We start from the raw sequence: 20,934 nt of genomic DNA on the forward strand, positions 1-20,934 counted from the left end.
GCGATCCGTTGCTCCGGAGCTAATCGGTGCTGCCGTATCTGGGCCTATTGCCGCTGATGCTCGGATTGCGCGCCGCCTGGAATGTCTGGCGGCGCCGCGACGACGGTGATGCCGACGGCCAGGCCGATCCGGGCTCCCGGCCGGGCGTCCTCTCGGTCGCCGCGGTCACCTTCGCCAACGGTGGCGACAACATCGGGGTCTACGTCCCGGTGTTCGCCACCACGGGCAACGGCGGGCTGATCGTGTTCTCCAGCGTTTTCAAGGTGACGGTCGTGACGTTTCGGCCGGAGTCCTTGTTCACCGCGGACTTCCACCCCGGCGTCGCCTCGGTATCGACGGTCGTGACGCCGGGAATCTCCACCGCCAACCCGACGGTCGGGCTGCCGCCGGCCGACTCGTTCGGTACCCGGAACACCAATACCGCCGATCCGCCCCTGGAAGCGTCCGACGCCGACACCGTGACGTGGGCGAGGGCTGTGCCGGTGGCTCCGGCGACGGCGATCGCGGCCGCCACGGCCGCCACCGCGCTATGCGCAAATGCAGAACCGTTCATCGATCAGCCTCTCCTTCGACATGAGGAAACGAACACAACCGATGCGGACCGACAATAGGCCATCGCCGGGTCCTACCTGCGGATATCGCCCAAGATGCCGGACTGCGTCAGCTGGGACCAATGGTGGTGCGCCCTGCCCGGCGACGCAGGTCAGCGGACTGTTCGGCCATGCCGAAGTATGTGCCGGCGAGCTGTTGACAGCATCGCTCCCGACTTCTAAAGTCGAAACTCGATTCGAAATCGAATCTCTCTCGCGGAAGCCGTCGAACCGGCCGCGATTCTGAAGTCGCCCGGCGTGCGGTGACGCCAAGAGAATGGAGTGGGCCTATGGGCAACTATCAGATGTCGGCAGCGACGAACCCGTACGAGAACGACATCCTGGAATTCGCCACCGAGTGGGCCCCTTACGGCGGCAACGACGACGAAGCCTTCGTGCGATTCGGCCTTTCTTCGAAGGAATTCCACACTCGCCTGATGCGCCTGCTCGGTTCACCGGCCGCTCGCGCGCTGAGCAAGTCGACCGTCGTCGAACTTCGTGACCAGTGCATCGATCGATTGACCCGAGCCGGCGTCCGGTTCGATCGCTGATCGGGCCTGTGGGCACATCGAACATCCGGCATTCCTCGCCGATCGTGCAGGTCCAGGGTTTGTGAAACGGTGACACTGCGATCCGGCGAGTGCGAACGCGGGATCGGCCGAAACCTGTGTACTGTCCCTGCCGAGATCCGCTTCGATGTCCTTTCCGGCGGCGAGTCGCGCGAGATAGTCGAAATTCCGTCGGCCACTGTTCGGCGGCTGCGTCCGCGTTTGTGCATACCACCTGTTCGGCAGACCTTTGCTCTGGAAAACGGAGGCGTTGTGGACTGGGAATCGTGGCAGTGCAGTTGGGATCGGCAGCAGGAGCTGTATCTACCCGAACGCGAGGAACGGTTCCGGGTGATGATGGATGTGGTGGCGGCCGCGGTCGGGCCGACGCCCCACGTGCTGGATCTGGCGTGTGGGACGGGCACCATCAGCCGACGGCTTTTGGAGCGAATGCCGCGAGCGAGGTCGGTCGCGGTCGACGTGGATCCGACGATGCTGGCGATCGCCCGTGGATCGTTCGCCGGGGATTCGCGGATCACGGTCGTGACGGCTGATCTGGCCGATCCCGCCTGGACGGAGTCGTTGCCGATCGAGCCGTTCGACGCCGTGCTCACCGCGACCTCGTCGCATTGGATGACGAGCGAATCGGTGACGCGGCTGTATACCGATCTGGCGAAGCTGGTTCGACCGGGCGGAGTGTTTCTCAACGCCGATCACATGCCCGATCCGGAGACGCCGATGCTCAACGCCATCGACGAGGTCATCCAGAACGCACACCAGGGGCAAGCCCGCGTCGAGGGTGCGCTGGATTGGGAGCAATGGTGGGCGACGGTGGCCCGCGACCCGGGCTTGGCCGAGGAACACGCGGGCAGCCGAGCCATTTTCGACCGGCACGGTGGCGGCGAGGAACATCCGATCGGGTGGCACTGCCTGCGGTTGCGGGAAGCCGGGTTTCTGGAGACGGGCGTGGCGTGGCGGTCGATCAACGACGCGATGGTCGTCGCGATCAGGTGACTTCCGCCGTACGCACCGAGTGTGCGGCGGTGTGAGCGCGCGGATCGTCGACCAGCGCGGCGAGTTCGGCATCTGCCCGAGATCTCCTGGCTCACCGTGAATTCGCGCCGCGATTGCTGATCCGGCGCTGAATTCGCGTCCCTGCCTTTCGCATCGCCCAGCGCAAGGGCGCGGACTGTGAACCGCTGCGCCGAGATTCGACACCTGCGCCCGAAGACCCTCTGGGCGACAATGGATCCTGCGGTGCGGCAGCGTTGCGCGTCATCCGCGCACGTGGCCGTCGCCGGAACGACTGGTCGGCTATATCGTGCCGTGCATGGGTGATTTCGTCGGACGGGTGCGCGAGTCGGAGTTGCTCGCCGCCCGTCTCGACCAGGCGGTCGCCGGTCACGGTCAGGTGGTCCTGATCGCCGGCGAGCCGGGAATCGGCAAGACCCGCCTCGCCCAGGAGATCGCGGCGCGCGCCGAGGCGGCCGGTCTGCCGGTTTCCTCGGGACGGGCGAGCGATGACGAAGGCAGTCCGCCGTACTGGATCTTCCACCAGGCCGTCCGCGCGCTCGATGCCGGGCTGCCGCCCGCGCTGACCGGCGGTGGCACCGAAAGTGGTTCGGCCACTGCACGATTCGAGGCGTTCGAAGCGTTCGCCGAGCGGCTGCGGGAGATCGCCGAGCCGTGCGGGCTGCTCGTCGTGCTCGACGATCTGCACTGGGCCGACGCCGGGTCGGTGGGACTGCTCGTTCACCTGGCCCGTGGTATGTCCGGATCCCGCCTGATGCTGGTGGCGACCTATCGGGACACCGAGCTCGGCGACCGTGCGGCGCTGACCGCGGCATTGGCCGCGCTCACTCACGAGGCGGGGCAGACCCGGATTCGCCTGACCGGACTCCCTCCGGCGGATGTGCGACGCCGGCTCGAACTCGTCACCGGCCGCGATGTATCGGCCGATATCGCCGCCGAGGTGAGCCGCCGCACCGGGGGCAACCCGTTCTTCGTCGACGAACTCGCTCCATTGATCGGCGCGGACGTGAGCACGCTGCCCGGCGGTGTGCTCGACAGCGTCCGGGCGCGCTTGGACCGGCTCAGCGAACCTTGCCGCGAATTGCTCTGCACCGCAGCCGCTCTCGGAGACGATCTGGACTCGTCGGCGCTTGCCGCGGTGACCGATCATCCGGTCGCGGCGGTGCTGAGCGCGCTCGACGAAGCGGGCGCGGCGGGTCTGCTGACCCACGCGACAGGCTGGCGCTTCCGGCACGACCTCATTCGCGAAGGGGCGCGGGCGAGCCTGCCGGCAGCGGCGCGAGCCGTCGCCCACGCGCGGTTCGCGGCCTGGCTGACCGACCGGTCCGATGCCATCGAGCGGGCCGCCGAAATCGCCCATCACTGGTTGACCGCTCTTCCCGTCGGCGAGCCGCGGCAGGCCATGGAATGGGCCGAACGGGCGGGCGACCGGGCGCTGGCGGGCTTGGCCTGGGAGCAGGCCGCCGACTTCTACCGACGTGCCTTGGAGGTGGAGGCGAAGCTGGCCCCTGGCGACCGGGCACGCTTGCTCCTTCGCCGCGGCACCGCGTTGCTCCGCAATGGCGACATCCGCACCGCCGCAACGCTTCTGGCCAGATCGGCCGAGACAGCGCGCGCTGCGGGCGACCCGTACGCGCTCGGTGCGGTCGCGTTGGCGATGGAAGGCATGTCCGACCCTTGGGACACCTTCAGCGGCGAACAGCTGGCGGCCGAGGCGCTGGCCCGACTGCCCGACGGGGACAACCCGATGCGGGTGCGGCTGCTGGCTCTACAGGCGGGCGAGACCGGATTCACCGGCGGCGCAGACGGCGATCGGATCTCGGACGAGGCGCTCGCGATGGCGCGCAGGCTTGGCGATGCCGCGGTGCTGCGTTCGGCGCTGCGGTCCCGGCAGATGGCCCGCTCCGGTCCGGACGGGGTGCACGAACGGCTCGGTCTCGGCGACCGGATGCTCGTCCTCGGCGCGGCCGAGCGCGACGACGACACGCTGCTCTGGGGCCGAATGTGGCGCTTCGACGCGCTGATGATGCTCGGCAGGCTGGACGAGGCGGAAGCGGAACTCGCACCGATGCGGCAGTTGGTGCGACGCCTGCGCACGCCGCTCGCCCGATGGCACTACCTGCGCTGTACGGCGGCCACGGCGATCTCGCGGGGCCGATTCGACGAGGCCGTCACGGACACCCGCGAAGGATTGCGCCTGATCGAGGGTCGCTCGCACGAATCGCTCGTCGGCACTTCTGTTTTCGCGCTGATCATCATCGACGGCCTCACCGGCCGCGGCCTCGTCGACGTTGAGCAGTTCGAGGAAAACGACCGCAACGTACCGGGATTCCTCGTGCCGGCCCACGGCGTCCACTGGGCTCGGCGCGGTGACGTCGAACGTGCCCGTCGGCTGTTCCGCGCCGCCCCCGGCATCGAGACGGTTCCGCCGCCGGCGCTGCTGACCGCCCTGGCGACCAGGATCGAACTCGCGGCGATGTTCGACGCCCCCGATGCCGCCGCGGACCTGGCGGCCCGGCTACGCCCGCATGCCGATCTGTTCGTCACCGGTGGAGCCTCGACCCTGGTGAACTTCGGCTCGGCACGCGCCTACCTCGGCATCGCGCTCGGCGCCTGCGGACGTCTCGACGAAGCCGTCAACGAACTCCGGAAAGGCGTGGCCGCCAACGACAGTGCCGGCACTGCGCCGTACGCGGCACTCGCCAGATTCGAGCTGGCCCGAATCCTCGCCCGCCGACGTCGGCCCGGCGATGGTGACGAGGCCGCCGCACTGTGCGCGAGCGTCGGCTCGGCGGCAGCGCAATTGGGTATGGCACCGCTGCGGGGCCGCGCTGCCGAGCTCGCGACTGCCCTCCGCGGCGATCCTCCGAGCGGACTGACGCGTCGCGAGGCCGAGGTCGCGGCACACGTGGCGCAGGGCCTCACCAATCGGCAGATCGCCTCGCTCATGCGCATTTCCGAGCGCACGGCCGAAAGCCACGTCCAGCACATCCTCACCAAGCTCGGATTGGTCAACCGCACCCAGATCGCCGCCTGGGCCGCGCGGCAGCGCTGAACCTCCGTACCGCTCCTCCGTGGCTGTACGGATTTCCCGCTCGCGCGATTCGGACACGATTGATCGCGGCGAAGCGTTCGGGCGTCGCCGGAACCGAAATCCGAGGGGACAATCATGAATTCACCATCCATGCCGCGCCGCCTGGTGTCCGCCGCGTTCGCCGCCCTGGCCTGCGCCGCGATCGGCATCACCGTCTCGGCCGCTCCGGCATCCGCGGGATACGGCTACGGCTGTCCGGGCGGAACATTCTGCGGTTGGGACGATCCCGACGGCACAGGCAGCATGATCGTGCAGGTCGATGCGAACTGCGTACTGCACGACATCGGCAACGGCGGCGTCGGCGACCGCCTGACCTCCTACTGGAACCGCACCCGCAAGACCGTGGCGGTCTACAACTGGACCGGCGATCACTGGCAACTGCTCGTATCCATCCCGGACAACGGCCGGGGGAACATGCCACGTGGCACAGACAACACCGCCGACGCGGTACGTGTCTGCGCCTGAACCTCGGACCGGTGATGCTCCAGGACTTCTCGGCTCTCGCGCCGAATTCCCGGGGCATCGCCGGATCGTGCTGGGGTGCAAGGACTATTGCCGTCCGGCATCTGTCGAACTGCCGTGCCGTGGAGGAACTCGAACACAAGCCGGTCGTCTTCGTTGCCGCTGATCTCGGTAAACGCCACATATTGATCGGGTACGCAATGCGCGAGCCGATTCACGCGTCCGGCTGTGGATCTGGTGGCAGTGGCGCACAGCGACAGCCGCCGAACCCATTGTGAGCGGAAGGTTCTTCGTCGGAGACCGACTGCCTTTGCCTGTCCTCGAGGAGATTCCAGGATGCCGATAGCCGCGAGTGGTCGCTGATACCCCCGATCGACACGGTCAGGGAACTGGAAACGGCAACGGTCTGCGGTGCAACCGGATGTCGATACACTCGTCGCCGCGGTGACCGGCTGTAGCGCGGCGACCGGCGACGACGAGGTGAAACCTGTGAACAACCAACCTGTGCCCGTAGTGCAGACCTTGGATTGCCGCACCGTGTCCGAGCTGATCGGCGACCATCTCGCCGGCCTCCGGGTGTGGCAACGGGACACCGAGCCGGATCGAATCGAGGGCACGGTCGCGTGCGCGTGGGAGGAGGACGGCGGGCCGCGCAGCATCCAGGTGACGATGGTGCCGACAGAGACCTCACAGGATGAACTCGGCCGTATCCGCGCGGGACAGGTCTATGCCGGAAACTATCCGCCCTACGAGATCATCGACACCGAACGGCTCCGCGCCGCCGATGCTGTGGGCGCCCTTGTGGTGGACGCGGATTCCGGTGACACGCCCGAGGAGATCGCCAGCATCCGGCTGATCACCATCCACAACCCGCACACGAAGATCGTGGTGGTCGGCTGGAAAGCCGCCCAGATCATCGAGATCGGTACCCGGGTGGCTGAGAAGCTCCAGCAAACGCGGCCGCGCTGAGACTTACGGGAACCGGCGACCGGGCGCTACGGAGAAAGTAGCCTGCGCCGTAACCCCAGAACCAACGCCAAACCGGCACCCACCAGCAGTGCGGCGACAGCGAAAGCCCAGTGTGTTCCCCGCGCTATCTCGGTAGGTGTGCCCGTGGCGACATCCCGCGTCCCCGCGGCGCGCGCGAAGACGGCGCCTATGACCGACGCGCCGGTCATCAGCCCCAGGTTCCGGGAGAGGTTCAGCATCCCGGACACCAGCCCGCGTTCTTGTGCGGCAACGTCTTTCATGACGGCGGTGTTGTTGGCCGCTTGGAATGTCGCGTAGGAGGCGGTGCAGACGATCAATGGCAGGACGTAGCCGAGCACACCCGCCGCTGTGGGCATTACCGACAAGGTCAGCGCGGCGCCGATGATGCCGACGAGTCCGACGATCACCATGGTCCTCGATCCGAAACGGTCGGTGACGCGCCCCGCAGGGACGCCGGTGAGCGCCGACACCGCCGGACCCGCCGACATCACGAGCCCCACCATGGCAGGCCCGAGCCCCAGCGCCCCGGCGAGGTGGAACGGGCCGACGATCAGGGTCGTCATCATGACGGCGGAGACCACGGTGCTCGTCGTCAGTCCAACGGCGAGCACCGGATCGCGCAACATGCCGAGGGTCAACAGCGGGTACGCGACCTTGCTCTCGGTGACACCGAAAAGCACCAAGCCCGCACCGGCGACGCCGAGCAAGCCGATGGAGAGCGGCCCGAAGGCCCCGACCGTCATGGCGAGCGCATAGGCGCCCAGCGTGACGGCCAGCAATGCCGTGCCCAGTGTGTCGAAACGCCGTGGCGTTGACCCGGCCGCCGTGTCGGCCGACATCGGGAGGGTGAGCGTCAGCGCGAGCACGCCGATCGGCACGATAGCCAAAAAGATTGCCCGCCAACCGAAAGTCGCGATCAGCACTCCGCCGAGCGAAGGCCCGAGCGCCGTTCCGACGGCCGACATCGTGCCGAGCAATCCCATCGCGCTACCCGTGCGATGTTCGGGCACGACCGCGCCGACGGAGGCCATCGTCAGCGCCATCATGCAGGCGGCGCCGACCCCTTGCAGCGCCCGCGCGGCGATCAGGAGGAACAGATTCGGGGCGAGACCGCACAGCAGCGTCGCGACCGTGAACACGCCGATACCGATCACCAGGAGGCGACCGCGGCCGACCAGGTCGCCGAGCCGACCGACCCCGACGATCAGCGTCGTGATGGCCAGCAGGTAGGCGATCACGACCCACTGCACCTCGTTGAAGGACGCGCCCAGTGCCGCCGCCATCGACGGCAGGCCCACGCTGGCGATGCTGATGCTGAGCGAAGGCAACAGCATGGACAGCGAGAGTGCGGTGAGCACCCAGGTCGGTGAGCGACGGCCCGCAGGCTCGAACCCGACGCCGGGAGGCGCTGCTGATCTGGACATGAAGGTCTTCCTCCTGGCCTCGACGGTAGGTATCGAACGTAAATTCCGTTCTGACCTGGCGGAAGACGCAAAGAAGTAAACGCAATTGTGCACCGGACGCCAGGTGTGCTGGCCCCTGTGCGATCCTGTCCGCATGGCGCGGCCCGACCTGAACTTGCTCGTCACACTGGATGTCCTGCTCGAGGAGGGCAGCGTGACGCGGGCGGGTGAACGGCTCGCGCTGAGTCCGTCCGCGATGAGTCGCGCGCTCGCGCGGCTGCGGCGCGCCACCGGCGACCCGTTGCTCGTACGCGCGGGACGAGGTCTGGTGCCCACGCCTCGCGCCGTCGAGTTGCGCGCACGCGTGCGCGGGCTCGTCCAAGAGGCCGAAGCGGTGTTGCGGCCGGTCGAGAAACTCGATTTGGCCACGCTGCAAAGGACTTTCGCGCTGCGTGGCAGCGACGGATTCGTGGAGAGATTCGGGCCCGCGCTCGTCGCCGAGGTCGCCGCCGCGGCGCCGGGCGTGCGATTGCGGTTCCTGCAGAAGACCAAGAAGGACACCGCCCCCCTGCGCGAGGGCGTCGTCGACCTGGAAACCGGCGTGATCGAGGACGCGCTGCCGCCGGACGTGCTCAGCACACCACTGTTCACGGATCGCTTCATCGGCGTGGTCCGCGACGAGCATCCCCTCGGTACCGGCGCGATGACCGCCGCACGGTACGCCGCGGCGCGGCACGTGCACGTCTCCCGTCGCGGACTGACCGCCGGTCTGGTGGACGAGGCGCTACAACCGACCGGCCACCGACGCGACGTCGTGACGGTCGTGGACGGCTTCGGTGCGGCGCTGGCCCTGGCGCGAGCCACCGATCTCGTCGCGACGGTCCCGCGGCGGCACACGGCGAACCTGCGAGAGGGACTGCGCTCCTTCGAATTGCCGTTCCGCGCACCCGAAGTGACGATCTCGCTGCTGTGGCACGTCCGGCTCGACGCTGACCCGGCGCACCGGTGGCTGCGTGATCGCGTGGCGGCGGTGTGTCACTTCGACGACGCGGACTGACATGACAGACTGAACCCGCTCCGCACGCACACTCGAAGGGAAACAATCGGAGGACATCGGGTGCGAGCCGCATACATCGAACGAATCGGGGCGCCGGAGTCGATTGTCTACGGCGAGTTGCCGCCGCCGGTGTGCGGACCGGACGACGTTCTGGTCGAAGTCGCGGCCACGTCGGTGAACCACGTCGACACGTTCGTACGCTCCGGGCGATATCCGACCGCGATGGAGTTTCCTTTCGTGATCGGCCGCGATCTGGTTGGAAAAGTCATCGGATCGTGTTCGCCGGAATTCCTTGCCGGCGACCGAGTCTGGTGTAACAGCCTCGGGCACGAGGGGCGGCAGGGGGCGGCCTCCGAACTCGCTGTCGTTCCCGTCGATCGCCTCTACCATCTGCCGCACGGGGTGTCTCCCACGCAGGCAGTGGCCCTCGTCCATCCGGCGGCCACCGCCTATCTCGCCGCGTTCACGCACGGGGATCTCCGGTCCGGCGACACGGCACTGATCGCGGGCGCGGCAGGCAATGTCGGCAGCGCGCTCGTCGCCATGATCGCCCGCGCCGGGGGTACGGTCATCGCGACAGCTCACCCCGGCGACCACGATTACTGTCGGCGCATCGGCGCCGCGCACACGATCGACTATCGCACGCGGAAAATCGTCGAAGAAGTGCGCGAGATCGCCGAAAACGGCGTCGATCTCTATATCGATACCTCGGGCCGGAACAACATGGTGGACGCCGTGGAGTTGCTCGCGGTCGGTGGCCGGGTCGTCATTGTCGCGGGCACCGGTTCTCGCACCGAACTGCCCACGGGAACGCTGTATCTGAAGGACGGTTCCATTCGCGGTTTCGTGATCTCCCGCGCGACCACCGCGCAATTACGCGACGCCGCGACCGTGATCAATCGCCTTCTACTCGACCGGGCGCTGCGGCCGCGAGTGGTCGAAGTTCTTCCGCTCGCCGCCGCTGCCGAGGCGCATCGCCGAATCGAGACGGAGCAACTGCACGGCACGCGTCTCGTGTTGGAAATCTGAGGCGGCGCTAATCGGGCCAGACGGGCGGGCGCTTCTCCAGGAAGGCCGCCATCCCTTCGCGGGCGCCGGGAAGTTGCGCGGCGGCGGCCATCACTTCCAGGGCGAGGGCGTAGGCGTCTGCTTCGGGGCGGTCGAGCTGGGCGTAGAGAGTGCGTTTGCCGAGCGCCTTGTTTGCCCGGCTGCCCCGGGTAGCGCGGGCCAGCAACTCGTCCACGGCGGTGTCCAGCTCGGCGTCCGGCACCGCTCGGTTGATCAAGCCCCACTGTTCGGCGGTGCGGGCATCGATCGGGTCGCCGGTGAGGGCCAGCTCCATCAGGCGTTTACGGCCCACGGCGCGGGCCACCGGCACCGCCGGGGTGTGACAGAACCAGCCACCCTTGCCGCCGGGGAGCGCGAAACCGGCCGATTCGGCGGCGACGGCCAGATCGCACGAGGCCACCAGCTGGCAGCCCGCGGCCGTGGCCAGACCGTGCACCCGGGCGATCACCACCTGCGGCACCGACTCGATGGTCGACATGAGCTCGGTGCACAGCGTCAGCAGCTCCCGCACGCCGAGCAGGTCGCGCGCGGCGACGTCGGCGAAATCATGTCCCGCGGAGAACACCGGACCGTGCGCCCCGAGCACTATCCCGGTGGCGTCGGTCTCGCCCGCGGCCCGGAACGCGGCGAGCAGTTCGCCCAGATGCTCGCCCGACAGCGCATTGCGCCGATCCGGCCGGTTCATGGTGATGCGCACCGTGTCGCCGTCCCGCGCGACGAGCACGTGCCGATACTCCAAGGCGGTCATATCTCCACCGTAGATCTCAACGGGCAACGACACGACACCTCTGGAAATAAGCGACTTCCGGCTCGCCGGCTGCGGCGGTGACGGTGGCGGGCTGGTCGTGACGATGCGCGGTCGATCGCGCTTGGGCAATACGCTCGGGCGGTGACAAGTATCGAACTTGCCGACCGAAACCTTCAGCTTGCGCTGCTCGACGAGGTTTACACCGATCGTGTCGATGATTACTACTGGCTGTCGTCGCTGCGCGAGGAATACACCGCCTATCAGGCGTCGGCCGGGGGCCCGGTCTGGGACGAGATCTGCAGCCGCCTCGGTATCGACCGCTTGCCAGAGCTGGAGAATTTTCTGCTCACACTTCCGTTGACCTCGGAAGACCTGGCACAGGTGGAGAATCTGTGCCTGGACGGCGATCGGGAGATCTACACGCTCTACCCCGGGTGGTGGCACTTCGGTCGGCACTTCTCGATCACGAGTCTGGACGGGATCGGTCGGTGCACGGCGCTGGTCGATCTCGATCTCAACTCGATGGTCGAAGCGTGCAGTCTTGCCCCACTCGCCGGGCTGACCAGGCTGCGGCGCCTCGGAGTGGATGCAGTCCAGCAGTATTCCGACATCGATGTCGTCCTCGGTCTTCCCGCCCTGACCGAGCTTGTGGTCTTCAACAAAGCCATCTCAGAAGACAAAGGGGAGTGGATCGACGTCATGAGTGCGCTGCGGGCGCGGGGCGTAGCGGTGCACGGGTAGTCGCGCATCACCGCGCCCATCAGCAGGCAGCGGGGTCGACGGGGTTCGGGCCGGTTATCGCTATGGGGCGCCTGCGTTTTGAGTGGCCATGGCCAGCAGTATCAGAGCGTCGTGTTCGGCTGTGCCGGGCGGAGCCTGGTAGAGCAGCACTCGCTGCCCGCCGCCTGCGTGGTGGAGTATTTCGTTCGCGAGGGTGACCTGGCCGATCAGCGGATGCCGGAATGCCGTCTCGCCGCCGCGCTTGACCAATACTTCGTGCCGTCGCCACAGCGCGGCGAATTCATTACTGGCCGCGGATAGTTCGTCGACCAGCGCGGCGACGGGGACCGGAGAAGTCGGTTCGGCGGAGTGCAGGTGCGCGACGCAGTTGCGGGCCACCCGGTCCCAGTCGGCGAACAGTGTCCGGGCGGCGGTGTGCAGAAAGGTGTAGCGGATCGTATTGCGTACCGCGGGAGGCCAGTCGCCGAGCCCCGGCATCAGCGCCAGCCCCTCCGGGTTGGCGGCCAGCACATCATTGACCTCGTCGAGCACGTACGCCGGGCTGGGCCGGACCGAATCCAGCAGCAATCGCAGGCCCGGGCGGACGGGCTCGGGGTCGGCGGCGCGCCCGCGCGGCGAACGACCGGCGGTCCGGTCGGTGTGTACGGCCCGACCGCTCGGGTCTCCACCGACATCGCCCGTTCCGTCCTGAACACCAAGCTGCTGGGCGCGTGGCTGGTCGGCAAGCATGCGGTCGGGAAAGTGACCGGATCGCTCACCTTCACTTCGGGCATCAACGCGTATCGACCGAACGGATCGAACACGATCATGGCCGCGGCCAACGGCGCGCTGGCCTCCCTGGTCTCCGGGCTGGCGATCGAAATGGCGCCGGTGCGGGTGAACGCGATATCACCCGGCTGGGTGGACACTCCCATCTGGAACCAGCTCGGCATGGACAAGCAAGCCGCATTCGCCGAACTGGCCCAGCGACTGCCCGCCCGCCGCATCGGCACTCCCGACGACATCGCCCAGGCGTTCCTGGCGGTGATGCGCAACCAGTTCATCACCGCGACCGTGCTCCATGTCGATGGCGGTCACCGTCTCACCTGATCGGCCATCCGAACCGGCCAGGTCGATGTGGGTGTTCATGCCGTGGAGCGCCAGTGGTCGCTGGTGATCGCGTACTCGACTTCGCCCTGCTCTGCCCCAGGGATCGGGTGCTCCCACTGAAGGTGGAAGGTGCGGACGTATTCCATCCCGATGGATGCCATGGTGGCACGGGATGCCGTGTTGATCATCATCGTTTCGGCGAAGATTCGTGTGAGTCCGAGGTCCTCGAAGCCGTGTCGGAGCAGTTCCCGGGCTCCTTCGCGGGCCAAGCCCTGTCTCCAGTGCTGTGGCAGCAATCGGTAGCCGAGTTCGGCCTGTCCCTCGACGGGCCCCTGGTCCGGTCGTCCGGGAGCTGCGAGAACCCACCATCCGACGAAGTGGTCGTCGACGAGCCCGATCCAGTACCCGAGGCCGGGCGTGAGTGCCGCAGCGGTGAGCCGACGGCGGTGGGCCTCTTCGACCTCCGGGTGGGACCGCGCCGTGCCGTTGCCGAGATAGCGCATCACCTCGGGGTCGGAGTCCAACTCGACCTCGTAGTCGAGATGTTCGTCGGCGAGCGGAACCAGCGTGATCCGGGGTGAGCGCAGCGCGGCTTGTGGCATGGGCCGATCCTCGGCCCCCGTGTGCGGAGTTGTCCACGACGTGTGCGTGACGTCTGGCTGTGTATTGGGACCGGGGTTCGAGCGGAAATCGGTTGCGCATGAAGATCGGACTGCGCGACGCTGCGTGACGTGGACATGCACCCCGACCAGATGGTCGGTGACCGTCAGGACCGGCGCCCGCGCCGGTGGTGGTGATGGCGGTGTCGATCCAGTTGACGCCGGAGGCGATGGCGTGCCGGATTGCCGCGACCGACTCGGCATCGTCGGTGGCGCCCAGCCGAAATGCCAGCCCGAACCCGAGACGGCCCAGGAGCCGAAACCGAGTCGGGTGATGTCCATCCCGGTGCCGCCGAGCGGACGGGTAGGCAGTGCGGTGTTCTCGCACATGTTCCTCTTTCATTTGTACTTCTGTTGTCCCACATGCACGTCGGTGTCCGGTGGCGTCGGAAATCGAGATGCCGTACGCCGAAATCGATCCAGGCGCAAGATCGTGTGGATCAGCTCCCGAGGGGTGCTGACGTGATATCGGCCGGTGATGTGCGGATCGTCCGATGTCCCGCTGCGGCATCGGCGGTTCGGCGTGCGCGGAGGCCGCCGATCAGGCAGAGCACTGCGCCGAGCGTGACCCAGGCGACCAGGACCGCGACGGCGTGCGTGGCGCCGCGGCCGTCGAAGAAGGCGGTCGACCGCAGCAACCGGCCACCGGCGCCTGGCGGCAGTAACTGGCCGAGGTCACCGGACCAGCCGGGCAGCATCTCGGGCGCGGTCGCGGTACCGGAGAAGGGGTTGCCGATGAGCATCATGACCACGGCGCCGATCCCGATTCCGGCGTATCCGAGTAGGGATTCCAGTCCGAGCACCGTCAGGGAGGTGGCCGCGATACTGAGGGCGACCGCACCGGCGTTGGCCGGGTAGGACCCGCTGAGCGAGCCGAGCCAGAACTGCAGGATCGCTGCCACGGCCAAGCCCCCGGTCGCCGCGAAGGCGAGAGCCCCGGTGACCCGGCGTGCGGTTCCGCGAACGAGCCTGGTCAGCAGCACTGCGGACAGCAGACCGCCCATGACCAGTGGCAGGGCGCCCGCGGCCAGGCCCGCGCCGCGCGGATCGTCGGCGGGGAGGGCGGCGAGGTCGTGGACAGCGACCGGTGCGCGGGGTTTCTCGGTCTGGCCGAGGCCGGTCGCCATGGTCTGCAAGGTCTGCGCGATCGCGGTGCTTGCGGCGGAGGCGAGGATGACTTGCGGTGTGCCGGAACTGAAGTCGATCGCCCCGTACACCTGCCGGTCGCGGACGAGTTGTTCCGCGGCGGCGGTGTCGGCGACTTCGGTGATCTCGAAGCCGCCCGGCAGACGCTGATCGAGTGCGGTGCGGATCTGCGCGACCGCGGTGGTCGGCCCGGCGACGGCGATCGGCACATCGTGGACCGACGACCGCACCGATGGCCAGGCGAAGGCGATGAGCAGGCCACTGACGATCGCCGTGAGCAGGGCGACGGCCGTGGCCACCGTCTGCCATCGCGACGGAAGCGCATCGGTGGCGAGCGGGGTCCGCGTGCTCATGTCTACTCCTCGAACAGTGGGGTTGTGGCCGGTGTTCATCGCAGCGTGAGTGGGGTCTCGGATTCGATGTGGCTCAGTTTGTGCGGGTTGCGCACGTAGTAGAGGCCGGTGATGCGGGTGTCCTCGACACACATCGCGATGACGCCGTCGAGTTGTCCGTCGACGTGCAGAGCCAGCGCGGCGCTGCCGTTGACCGTGGTCGGCTCGACGGACAACGCGACGCCGTTCTTGGTGAGACCACCGACGATGAACCGGGCCACCTTGTCGGCGCTCATGATCGGCCGCGGTGTGGCCTGCTTGATGCCGCCGCCGTCGCTGATCGCCACGACGTCGGGTGCGAGCACGTCGAGCATGCCCTGCAGGTCGCGGGTCTCGAGCGCACGCCGGAACGCCTCGACAGCCGCCTCGGCCTGGCGCGCGGTGACCGTGCGGCGCGGCCTGCGGGCTTCGACGTGGCGGCGGGCGCGGTGGGCGATCTGCTGCACGGCCGCAGAGGTTTTGCCGACCGCGGCCGCGATCTCGTCGTAGCCGATCCCGAATGCTTCGCGCAGCACGTACACCGCCCGTTCGGTCGGGGTCAGTGTCTCGAGCACGAGCATCAGCGCCATCGAAACGCTTTCGGCGAGTTCGACGTCGGCGGCCACATCCGGAGTGGTGACCAGTGGTTCCGGCAGCCAGGAGCCCACATATTCCTCCCGGCGGCGTTTCATCGAGCGCAGCCGGTTGAGCGCTTGGCGGGTGGTGATCCGAACCAGATAGGCGCGCGGGTCGTCGACGTGCGCCGCGTCGACCTCGACCCAGCGCAACCAGGTTTCCTGCAAGACGTCGTCGGCGTCGGCCGCCGATCCGAGCATCTCGTAGGCGACGGTGAACAGCAGCCTGCGGTGGGCGACGAACGTCTCGGTCGCCTCGACGGTGGCGCGGTCGCTGCCGGTGGATTCAGGTGGGGTGTCCATGGGGCCCTCTCCCGTGCGTTGTGAGGTCCGAGTTCGGGTCGCCGATGACGCACGATGCGCGGCAGCGTCCGAGGGGATCCGGGCGATGACGCACATCGTGCGGCCGAGATCACTGACAGCCAACAATGGTTTCGGTGTTCTACGCGACCGGTGCCACCGCGTCGGCGCTCTGGGCCAGCAGCAGCGCCGGCCGGTGCTTGCCGTCCTTGGGCCAGTGGTGCGAACCGGGCTTACGGGCTTCGTTCACCAGATGTTTCACGCTGGCGGCGCAGGAGAACTCCTTGAGCTTCTTGCCCGCGAACCCGCTGAAGTACAGCCGCATCGCGGTGTCGTCTTTGTGGCCGAGCTGGAAGATCCCGGCGCCCCGGCCGAAGCTGATGCACATCGCGGGGAACGACAGGTCGATCGCCGACGGCTGCTCTTCCGCGATTCGGCTCAGCACCGTGTCGGCGGCGTGCGCGCCCAGGCATCCCGCGGCGTAGGCGCTCATCCGGAATGGCAGGCCCGAGGGCGCCGACGAATCGCCCGCGGCGACGATGCGGTCGTCATCGAGGCTGGTCAGAGTTTCGTCGGTGAGCAGACGTCCGGCGGCATCGGTGCGCAATCCGCTACGGTCGGCCAGATCGGGCACACCGAAGCCCACCGTCCAGATGGTGACCTCACTCGCCAGAACGCGACCGTCAGAGAGTCCCACGGCCGCCTCGGTCACCTCGGCGACCGAGGCGTCGGGGCCTTCCAGCACCGTGACGCCCAGTCTGGCAAGGTATTTGCGGGCGGTGCGCCGCGCCCTCGGGTGCAGGTACGGACCGAGGAGACCGCCGCAGACCAACGTGACCGCGCGCCCCTGCTCCGCCAGTTCGGTAGCGGTCTCGATGCCCGTCGGGCCGCCACCGACGACCGTCACCGGGGCCGACATCGGCGTGTCGAAGAGCGCCGACCGCAGCCGCTGGGCCGCCTCCAAAGTGGCGACCGGGTAGGAGAACTCGGCCGCGCCCGGCACCTGCGGGCCCGCGCTGCCGCTGCCCACCGCGTAGATCAGGTAGTCGTAGCCGATCGTGCCGCCCTCGGCCAGGGTCACACTGCGCCCGGCCGCATCGATCCGCGTCACGTTGTCGACGACCAGCCGCACACCATCGGCCAGCACTTCCGCATAGTCGACGACCGCGTCGTGCGTCCCACCCACCAGCTGATGCAGACGCAGCCGCGGAACGAAGACCGGGCGCGGATTGATCACGGTCACCGTCACGTCCTCGCGCTGCGTCAGACGATTGGCCGCCATCACACCGGCATATCCGCCGCCGATCACGACCACATCGATGTTCTTGCTCATGGTGTCTCCTTCGCTCCGAGAGGCTCGAGAACTAGACACCGCAGCGCCGAAGAACCTGACATCCTGTGATGCAGGTCACTGAATGGCTCGCGCGATCGCCGACCGGAAAGCGGACGCCCGGACCGGTCGTGAGGCCGATGCCGACCGGTACGCCGAGGCTGGCGCAGTGGTTCGAGCACTACCTCGACGACACCGGGTGGTGGGTCGCGGCCGAGGAGGGTGAAGACGTCGACGAGATGTCGCTGTGGCCGCACGCGCGAAAACGCGCCGGCTGAGCACAGCCCACGCGGACGCGCCGAGACTCGAGAGCGGTGGTGGTTACGCGTTCGGGGTGAGGTGTGTGGTCAGGAAGTCGATCTGGTCGGCGACGATCTGCTCGACCGCGGGCGGGTGATAGACGGTGAAGTGGTCGGCCTCGTAGTGCTTCAGGACGGCCCCCGGCGCGGTGGCGGCCACCCGTCCGGCGATGGCGGGGTCGATGAGGTTCTCGTGCTCGCAGGCACACACCAGCAGTGGGCAGCGTACGCGTGGCGCGGCGGATGCGGCGTTGTAGAACAGCATGCCGAGGCCGGAGGCCGCCGTGATTCGATTGTCGAAGCGGTAACCGGGGGGCGTCACCGACTGCCACCCTTCGAGGGCGCCGGGTTGGGTCACGAACGCCGGTTCGCCGGGCTTTCCGACCAGTGGAACGTAGCGGCGTGGCCGTCGGAGTGCGGCGCGTGTCAGGTCGGCGGCGATCGGGACCGTGAACCGCAGTAGATGCCGTACTCCCGCTCGGGACACGACCGCGCGTCCGCTGAAGACCGGGCACTGGACGACCGCGGCACACAGGTCGTGGTGGCGGGCGGCTGCGGCCAGCACGTGGCTGGCGCCGAAGGAGGTGCCCCAGAGTGCGATCCGGTGCGGATCCAGTTCGGGCCTGGAGCGGGCGAAGGCCAGTGCGGCGTCGACATCCTCGGCGTAGCGGCGCTGGCTCACCAGCTGGCGTGGGTGACCACCTGATTCGCCGAGGTGCCGAAAGTCGAAGGCCACCACGGCGAATCCGGCCCGTGCGAACCACTTCTCGTACTGCGCGAGCATCATCTCGTGTGTCGCGCCGCCGCCGTGGACGAGAACGACACCGGGGTGCGGGCCGGGGCGCTCGGGCAGCGTCAGCCACGCCGCGCATTCGTCTGATCCGGACGGGAACGTGGTGCGTATGGTCATGCGAACCTCCATTTAGGTACGTTGTACGTGAACGATCGCCAGTTAATCACGTACGACGTACTTGAACAAGGGAGGGTCATGCCGGCACCCAGAAAGTTCAGCCGGGAACAGCTCCAGACGGCCGCACTGGCATTGGTGGACGAGCAGGGGCTCGCCGGTCTCACCATGCGCAACCTCGCCGCCGAACTGGGGACAGGGGCGATGACGATCTACAACTACGTCGACGGTCGCGACGGTCTCGAAGAATTGGTCACCGAGGCCGTGATGGCCGAGACGCAGTGGACGGACGAGGGCGGCGATTGGGAGACGCGCGTTTTCGCGATCGCCGAGGCCATGTGGCGGGCGGCGCGCGCGCACCCGCACGCCATCCCATTGGTCCTCACTAGGCGCACCTTCGACATCCCCACTCTCGCACCCGCAGAGGTGCTGCTGCAGGCACTCGCCGACTCGGGAAGATCGGGGCTCGATCTGCTGGTCGCCTTCCGTGTGGTGTCCGGCTTCGTGACCGGCTTCGCCCAAGCCGAATTCGCCAACCCCCTCTCGGCACCCGCTGGCAGGGACCGCGCCGCTGCCACCGATCGCGTCGCGCAACTACCCGCCGACCGATTCCCCAGACTGATCGAGATCGCCCACGCGGCCGCCGCTGGAGATCCGGAAATCGAATTCCGCGACGGACTGGAAGTCGTCCTGGCCGGACTTCGGGCCAAGCTCTGAGATCGGATTTCGGCGACGCAGCCCGCCCGGCCGACGCATTGACATGACGGACATCATGCGAGAGTGTAAGTCGCATGACGGTCAACATGCGAAAGTCAGCCAGTGGGGAGGGGCAGCGAGCGCAACAGAAACGAGAGTCATTGACCCGTATCCTCGACGCGGGCGCCGCACGGCTGCGGGCGGATGGTCCCGATGGCGGCGCCATCGGCAAGGTCATGCAAGACGCGGGACTGACGCACGGAGCCTTCTACTCGCACTTCGCGAACAAGGACGAGCTGGCCATCGCGGCCTTCCGGCACGGGCTCGCCGGAACCAGGCCGCGCTGGATCGGTAAGACGCGGGACGCATCGTGGGGCGCCCGTGCCGCCCGGCTCGCGCGTGGCTATCTCAACCGGACGCACCGCGACGATCGCGCCGATTCGTGTGCGTTCTCGGCGGTCGGGTCCGACGCCGCGCGCATGCCCGCCGAGTTCCGGGTTGCCTACGAGGAGGAGTTGCGCAAGACCCTCAACGCGATGGGCGGACGCCCGGTGGACGATGCGTGGGAGCACGAGTTCTACGACGAGGCCATCGCGACGCTGGCCTTGTGCATCGGTGGACTCGTGTTGTCGCGGGCGGTGGAATCCGAGTCCTTCTCGACGCGGATTCTCAGAGTCTGCCGGAATGCGGTGGCGCAGAGGGGTGCTGCGGTCGACGAACACACCGGCCGCGGACATGGGGCAGAGGCATGAGCTGTCAACGCGAGGCACAACAACTCGTACGAGCCAGCCGAAGCCATGACGGCCGCGAAGGTGTTCAGGCCTTCGTGCAGCGGCGTCGACCTGCCTTCGCAAGGCACTGATCAACTAGGAGAATTCTCGATGTCCTACAGCACAGAGCCTTTCGCGCCGAAGAAGTTCGCGGATGTTCGCGGGCAACGTATGGCCTACATCGACGAGGGGCAGGGCGACGCCATCGTCTTCCAACACGGCAACCCCACCTCCTCGTACCTGTGGCGCAATGTCATGCCCCACTGCCAGGGGCTGGGGCGGTTGGTCGCCTGTGACCTCGTCGGCATGGGCGATTCCAGCAAGCTTCCGGACTTCGGCCCCGACCGTTACACGTATGCCGAGCACCGTGACCATCTCTTCGGCCTGTGGGATGCGCTCGACCTCGGCAACAACGTGGTGCTGGTCCTGCACGACTGGGGGTCGGCACTGGGATTCGATTGGGCGAACCAACACCGCGACCGGGTCCGGGCGATCGTCTACATGGAAAGCATCGTCATGCCGGTCACCTGGGAACAGTGGCCGGAGGGTGCGCGCGGTGTGTTCCAGGGCTTCCGGTCGACTGCCGGTGAGGGAATGGTGCTGGAGAAGAATATCTTCGTGGAGAGGGTACTTCCCGGATCGGTGCTGCGGCCACTGAGCGACGCGGAGATGGCCGAATACCGGCGGCCGTTCGCGTCCCCGGGTGAGGACCGCCGACCCACTCTGAGCTGGCCTCGCCAGATACCGATCGACGGAGAGCCGAAGGATGTCGTCGAGGTGGTCGAGAACTACGGACGATGGCTGAGCACAAGCGAAATCCCGAAGCTGTTCGTCAACGCGGAACCGGGTTCCATCCTCACCGGCGACCAACGCGAATTCTGTCGCACCTGGCCCAACCAGCGCGAAATCACCGTCTCCGGATCACATTTCATCCAGGAGGACAGTCCGGATGAGATCGGCTCTGCCATAGCGGGATTCGTCAGGGAACTGCGCCGCTGA

General features: G+C 67.7%; 22 protein-coding genes. 14 read left to right on the forward strand and 8 right to left on the reverse strand.

Translation table 11 applies throughout. The features are described 5' to 3' along the window. Positions 1-26: 26 nt before the first annotated feature. The 6 genes from AC3EO7_RS33410 (at position 27) to AC3EO7_RS33435 (ending at position 6,695) form a co-directional block, all read left to right on the forward strand. The gene (locus AC3EO7_RS33410; protein ID WP_435593378.1) at positions 27-611 is read left to right on the forward strand and encodes a cadmium resistance transporter; all 585 of its coding nucleotides are present in this window, start codon (positions 27-29) and stop codon (positions 609-611) included. A 269-nt stretch (positions 612-880) separates the two neighbouring features. Beyond that, positions 881-1,141: a DUF3263 domain-containing protein gene (locus AC3EO7_RS33415; RefSeq protein ID WP_431962408.1), complete on the forward strand. Its 261-nt coding sequence runs from the start codon at positions 881-883 to the stop codon at positions 1,139-1,141. Positions 1,142-1,411: 270 nt separating this feature from the next. Continuing rightward, entirely contained in the window at positions 1,412-2,152 is a 741-nt protein-coding gene (locus AC3EO7_RS33420; protein WP_435593379.1) for a class I SAM-dependent methyltransferase, read from the forward strand. Positions 2,153-2,468: 316 nt separating this feature from the next. Next, the gene (locus tag AC3EO7_RS33425; protein WP_435593380.1) at positions 2,469-5,225 is read left to right on the forward strand and encodes a helix-turn-helix transcriptional regulator; all 2,757 of its coding nucleotides are present in this window, start codon (positions 2,469-2,471) and stop codon (positions 5,223-5,225) included. 114 nt (positions 5,226-5,339) lie between these two features. After that, on the forward strand, positions 5,340-5,729 hold the full coding sequence (locus AC3EO7_RS33430) for a peptidase inhibitor family I36 protein (RefSeq protein WP_435593381.1): 390 nt from the start codon (positions 5,340-5,342) through the stop codon (positions 5,727-5,729). Positions 5,730-6,170: 441 nt separating this feature from the next. Then, positions 6,171-6,695, forward strand: coding sequence for a hypothetical protein (locus AC3EO7_RS33435; protein WP_435593382.1), 525 nt, complete (start codon positions 6,171-6,173; stop codon positions 6,693-6,695). Between the two features lie 26 nt (positions 6,696-6,721). Here the strand turns inward: AC3EO7_RS33435 and AC3EO7_RS33440 are convergent, their stop codons facing one another. Beyond that, complete coding sequence (locus AC3EO7_RS33440) at positions 6,722-8,140, reverse strand: MFS transporter (RefSeq protein ID WP_435593383.1); 1,419 nt, start codon at positions 8,138-8,140, stop codon at positions 6,722-6,724. 133 nt (positions 8,141-8,273) lie between these two features. Here AC3EO7_RS33440 and AC3EO7_RS33445 point away from each other — a divergent pair, with 133 nt between their 5' ends. Both AC3EO7_RS33445 and AC3EO7_RS33450 read left to right on the forward strand, forming a co-directional pair. Next, a complete protein-coding gene (locus AC3EO7_RS33445; protein ID WP_431962420.1) occupies positions 8,274-9,176 on the forward strand; it encodes a LysR family transcriptional regulator in 903 nt (300 codons plus the stop codon). Positions 9,177-9,293: 117 nt separating this feature from the next. Beyond that, positions 9,294-10,205, forward strand: coding sequence for an NADPH:quinone reductase (locus AC3EO7_RS33450; protein WP_435593384.1), 912 nt, complete (start codon positions 9,294-9,296; stop codon positions 10,203-10,205). Between the two features lie 7 nt (positions 10,206-10,212). Here the strand turns inward: AC3EO7_RS33450 and AC3EO7_RS33455 are convergent, their stop codons facing one another. Then, positions 10,213-10,992 carry an enoyl-CoA hydratase-related protein gene (locus tag AC3EO7_RS33455; RefSeq protein WP_431962424.1) on the reverse strand — a complete coding sequence of 260 codons (780 nt, stop codon included), beginning with the start codon at positions 10,990-10,992 and terminating at the stop codon, positions 10,213-10,215. A gap of 141 nt (positions 10,993-11,133) precedes the next feature. Here AC3EO7_RS33455 and AC3EO7_RS33460 point away from each other — a divergent pair, with 141 nt between their 5' ends. Continuing rightward, entirely contained in the window at positions 11,134-11,733 is a 600-nt protein-coding gene (locus AC3EO7_RS33460; protein ID WP_435593385.1) for a DUF6892 domain-containing protein, read from the forward strand. A 60-nt stretch (positions 11,734-11,793) separates the two neighbouring features. Here AC3EO7_RS33460 and AC3EO7_RS33465 read toward each other — a convergent pair whose 3' ends face one another. Continuing rightward, positions 11,794-12,462, reverse strand: coding sequence for an MmyB family transcriptional regulator (locus AC3EO7_RS33465; RefSeq protein WP_435593386.1), 669 nt, complete (start codon positions 12,460-12,462; stop codon positions 11,794-11,796). Between AC3EO7_RS33465 and AC3EO7_RS33470 the strand changes: the two genes are divergently transcribed. Beyond that, a complete protein-coding gene (locus AC3EO7_RS33470; RefSeq protein ID WP_435593387.1) occupies positions 12,373-12,822 on the forward strand; it encodes an SDR family oxidoreductase in 450 nt (149 codons plus the stop codon). The two genes, AC3EO7_RS33465 and AC3EO7_RS33470, sit on opposite strands and share 90 nt — an antisense overlap. A 35-nt stretch (positions 12,823-12,857) precedes the next feature. Here AC3EO7_RS33470 and AC3EO7_RS33475 read toward each other — a convergent pair whose 3' ends face one another. The 4 genes from AC3EO7_RS33475 to AC3EO7_RS33490 form a co-directional block, all read right to left on the reverse strand. Further along, positions 12,858-13,424 carry a GNAT family N-acetyltransferase gene (locus AC3EO7_RS33475; protein WP_435593388.1) on the reverse strand — a complete coding sequence of 189 codons (567 nt, stop codon included), beginning with the start codon at positions 13,422-13,424 and terminating at the stop codon, positions 12,858-12,860. A 497-nt stretch (positions 13,425-13,921) separates the two neighbouring features. Beyond that, entirely contained in the window at positions 13,922-14,980 is a 1,059-nt protein-coding gene (locus AC3EO7_RS33480; protein ID WP_435593389.1) for a hypothetical protein, read from the reverse strand. 35 nt (positions 14,981-15,015) lie between these two features. Continuing rightward, positions 15,016-15,936 carry an RNA polymerase sigma-70 factor gene (locus AC3EO7_RS33485; protein WP_435593390.1) on the reverse strand — a complete coding sequence of 307 codons (921 nt, stop codon included), beginning with the start codon at positions 15,934-15,936 and terminating at the stop codon, positions 15,016-15,018. Positions 15,937-16,075: 139 nt separating this feature from the next. Then, complete coding sequence (locus tag AC3EO7_RS33490; protein ID WP_431962438.1) at positions 16,076-17,266, reverse strand: NAD(P)/FAD-dependent oxidoreductase; 1,191 nt, start codon at positions 17,264-17,266, stop codon at positions 16,076-16,078. A 137-nt stretch (positions 17,267-17,403) separates the two neighbouring features. On the opposite strand from AC3EO7_RS33490, the gene AC3EO7_RS33495 reads away from it, so the two are divergent. Continuing rightward, positions 17,404-17,541, forward strand: a complete 138-nt coding sequence (locus AC3EO7_RS33495; protein ID WP_435593391.1) for a hypothetical protein — start codon at positions 17,404-17,406, stop codon at positions 17,539-17,541. Between the two features lie 43 nt (positions 17,542-17,584). Here the strand turns inward: AC3EO7_RS33495 and AC3EO7_RS33500 are convergent, their stop codons facing one another. Next, positions 17,585-18,472 carry an alpha/beta hydrolase gene (locus AC3EO7_RS33500; protein WP_435593392.1) on the reverse strand — a complete coding sequence of 296 codons (888 nt, stop codon included), beginning with the start codon at positions 18,470-18,472 and terminating at the stop codon, positions 17,585-17,587. A gap of 78 nt (positions 18,473-18,550) precedes the next feature. Between AC3EO7_RS33500 and AC3EO7_RS33505 the strand changes: the two genes are divergently transcribed. The 3 genes from AC3EO7_RS33505 to AC3EO7_RS33515 all read left to right on the forward strand — a co-directional run bounded on the left by AC3EO7_RS33505 (position 18,551) and on the right by AC3EO7_RS33515 (position 20,934). Further along, positions 18,551-19,186 carry a TetR/AcrR family transcriptional regulator gene (locus tag AC3EO7_RS33505; protein WP_431962444.1) on the forward strand — a complete coding sequence of 212 codons (636 nt, stop codon included), beginning with the start codon at positions 18,551-18,553 and terminating at the stop codon, positions 19,184-19,186. Positions 19,187-19,326: 140 nt separating this feature from the next. Then, positions 19,327-19,917, forward strand: a complete 591-nt coding sequence (locus tag AC3EO7_RS33510) for a TetR/AcrR family transcriptional regulator (RefSeq protein WP_435593393.1) — start codon at positions 19,327-19,329, stop codon at positions 19,915-19,917. A gap of 129 nt (positions 19,918-20,046) precedes the next feature. Continuing rightward, the gene (locus AC3EO7_RS33515) at positions 20,047-20,934 is read left to right on the forward strand and encodes a haloalkane dehalogenase (protein WP_431963548.1); all 888 of its coding nucleotides are present in this window, start codon (positions 20,047-20,049) and stop codon (positions 20,932-20,934) included.

This window comes from Nocardia sp. bgisy118 (assembly GCF_057708605.1).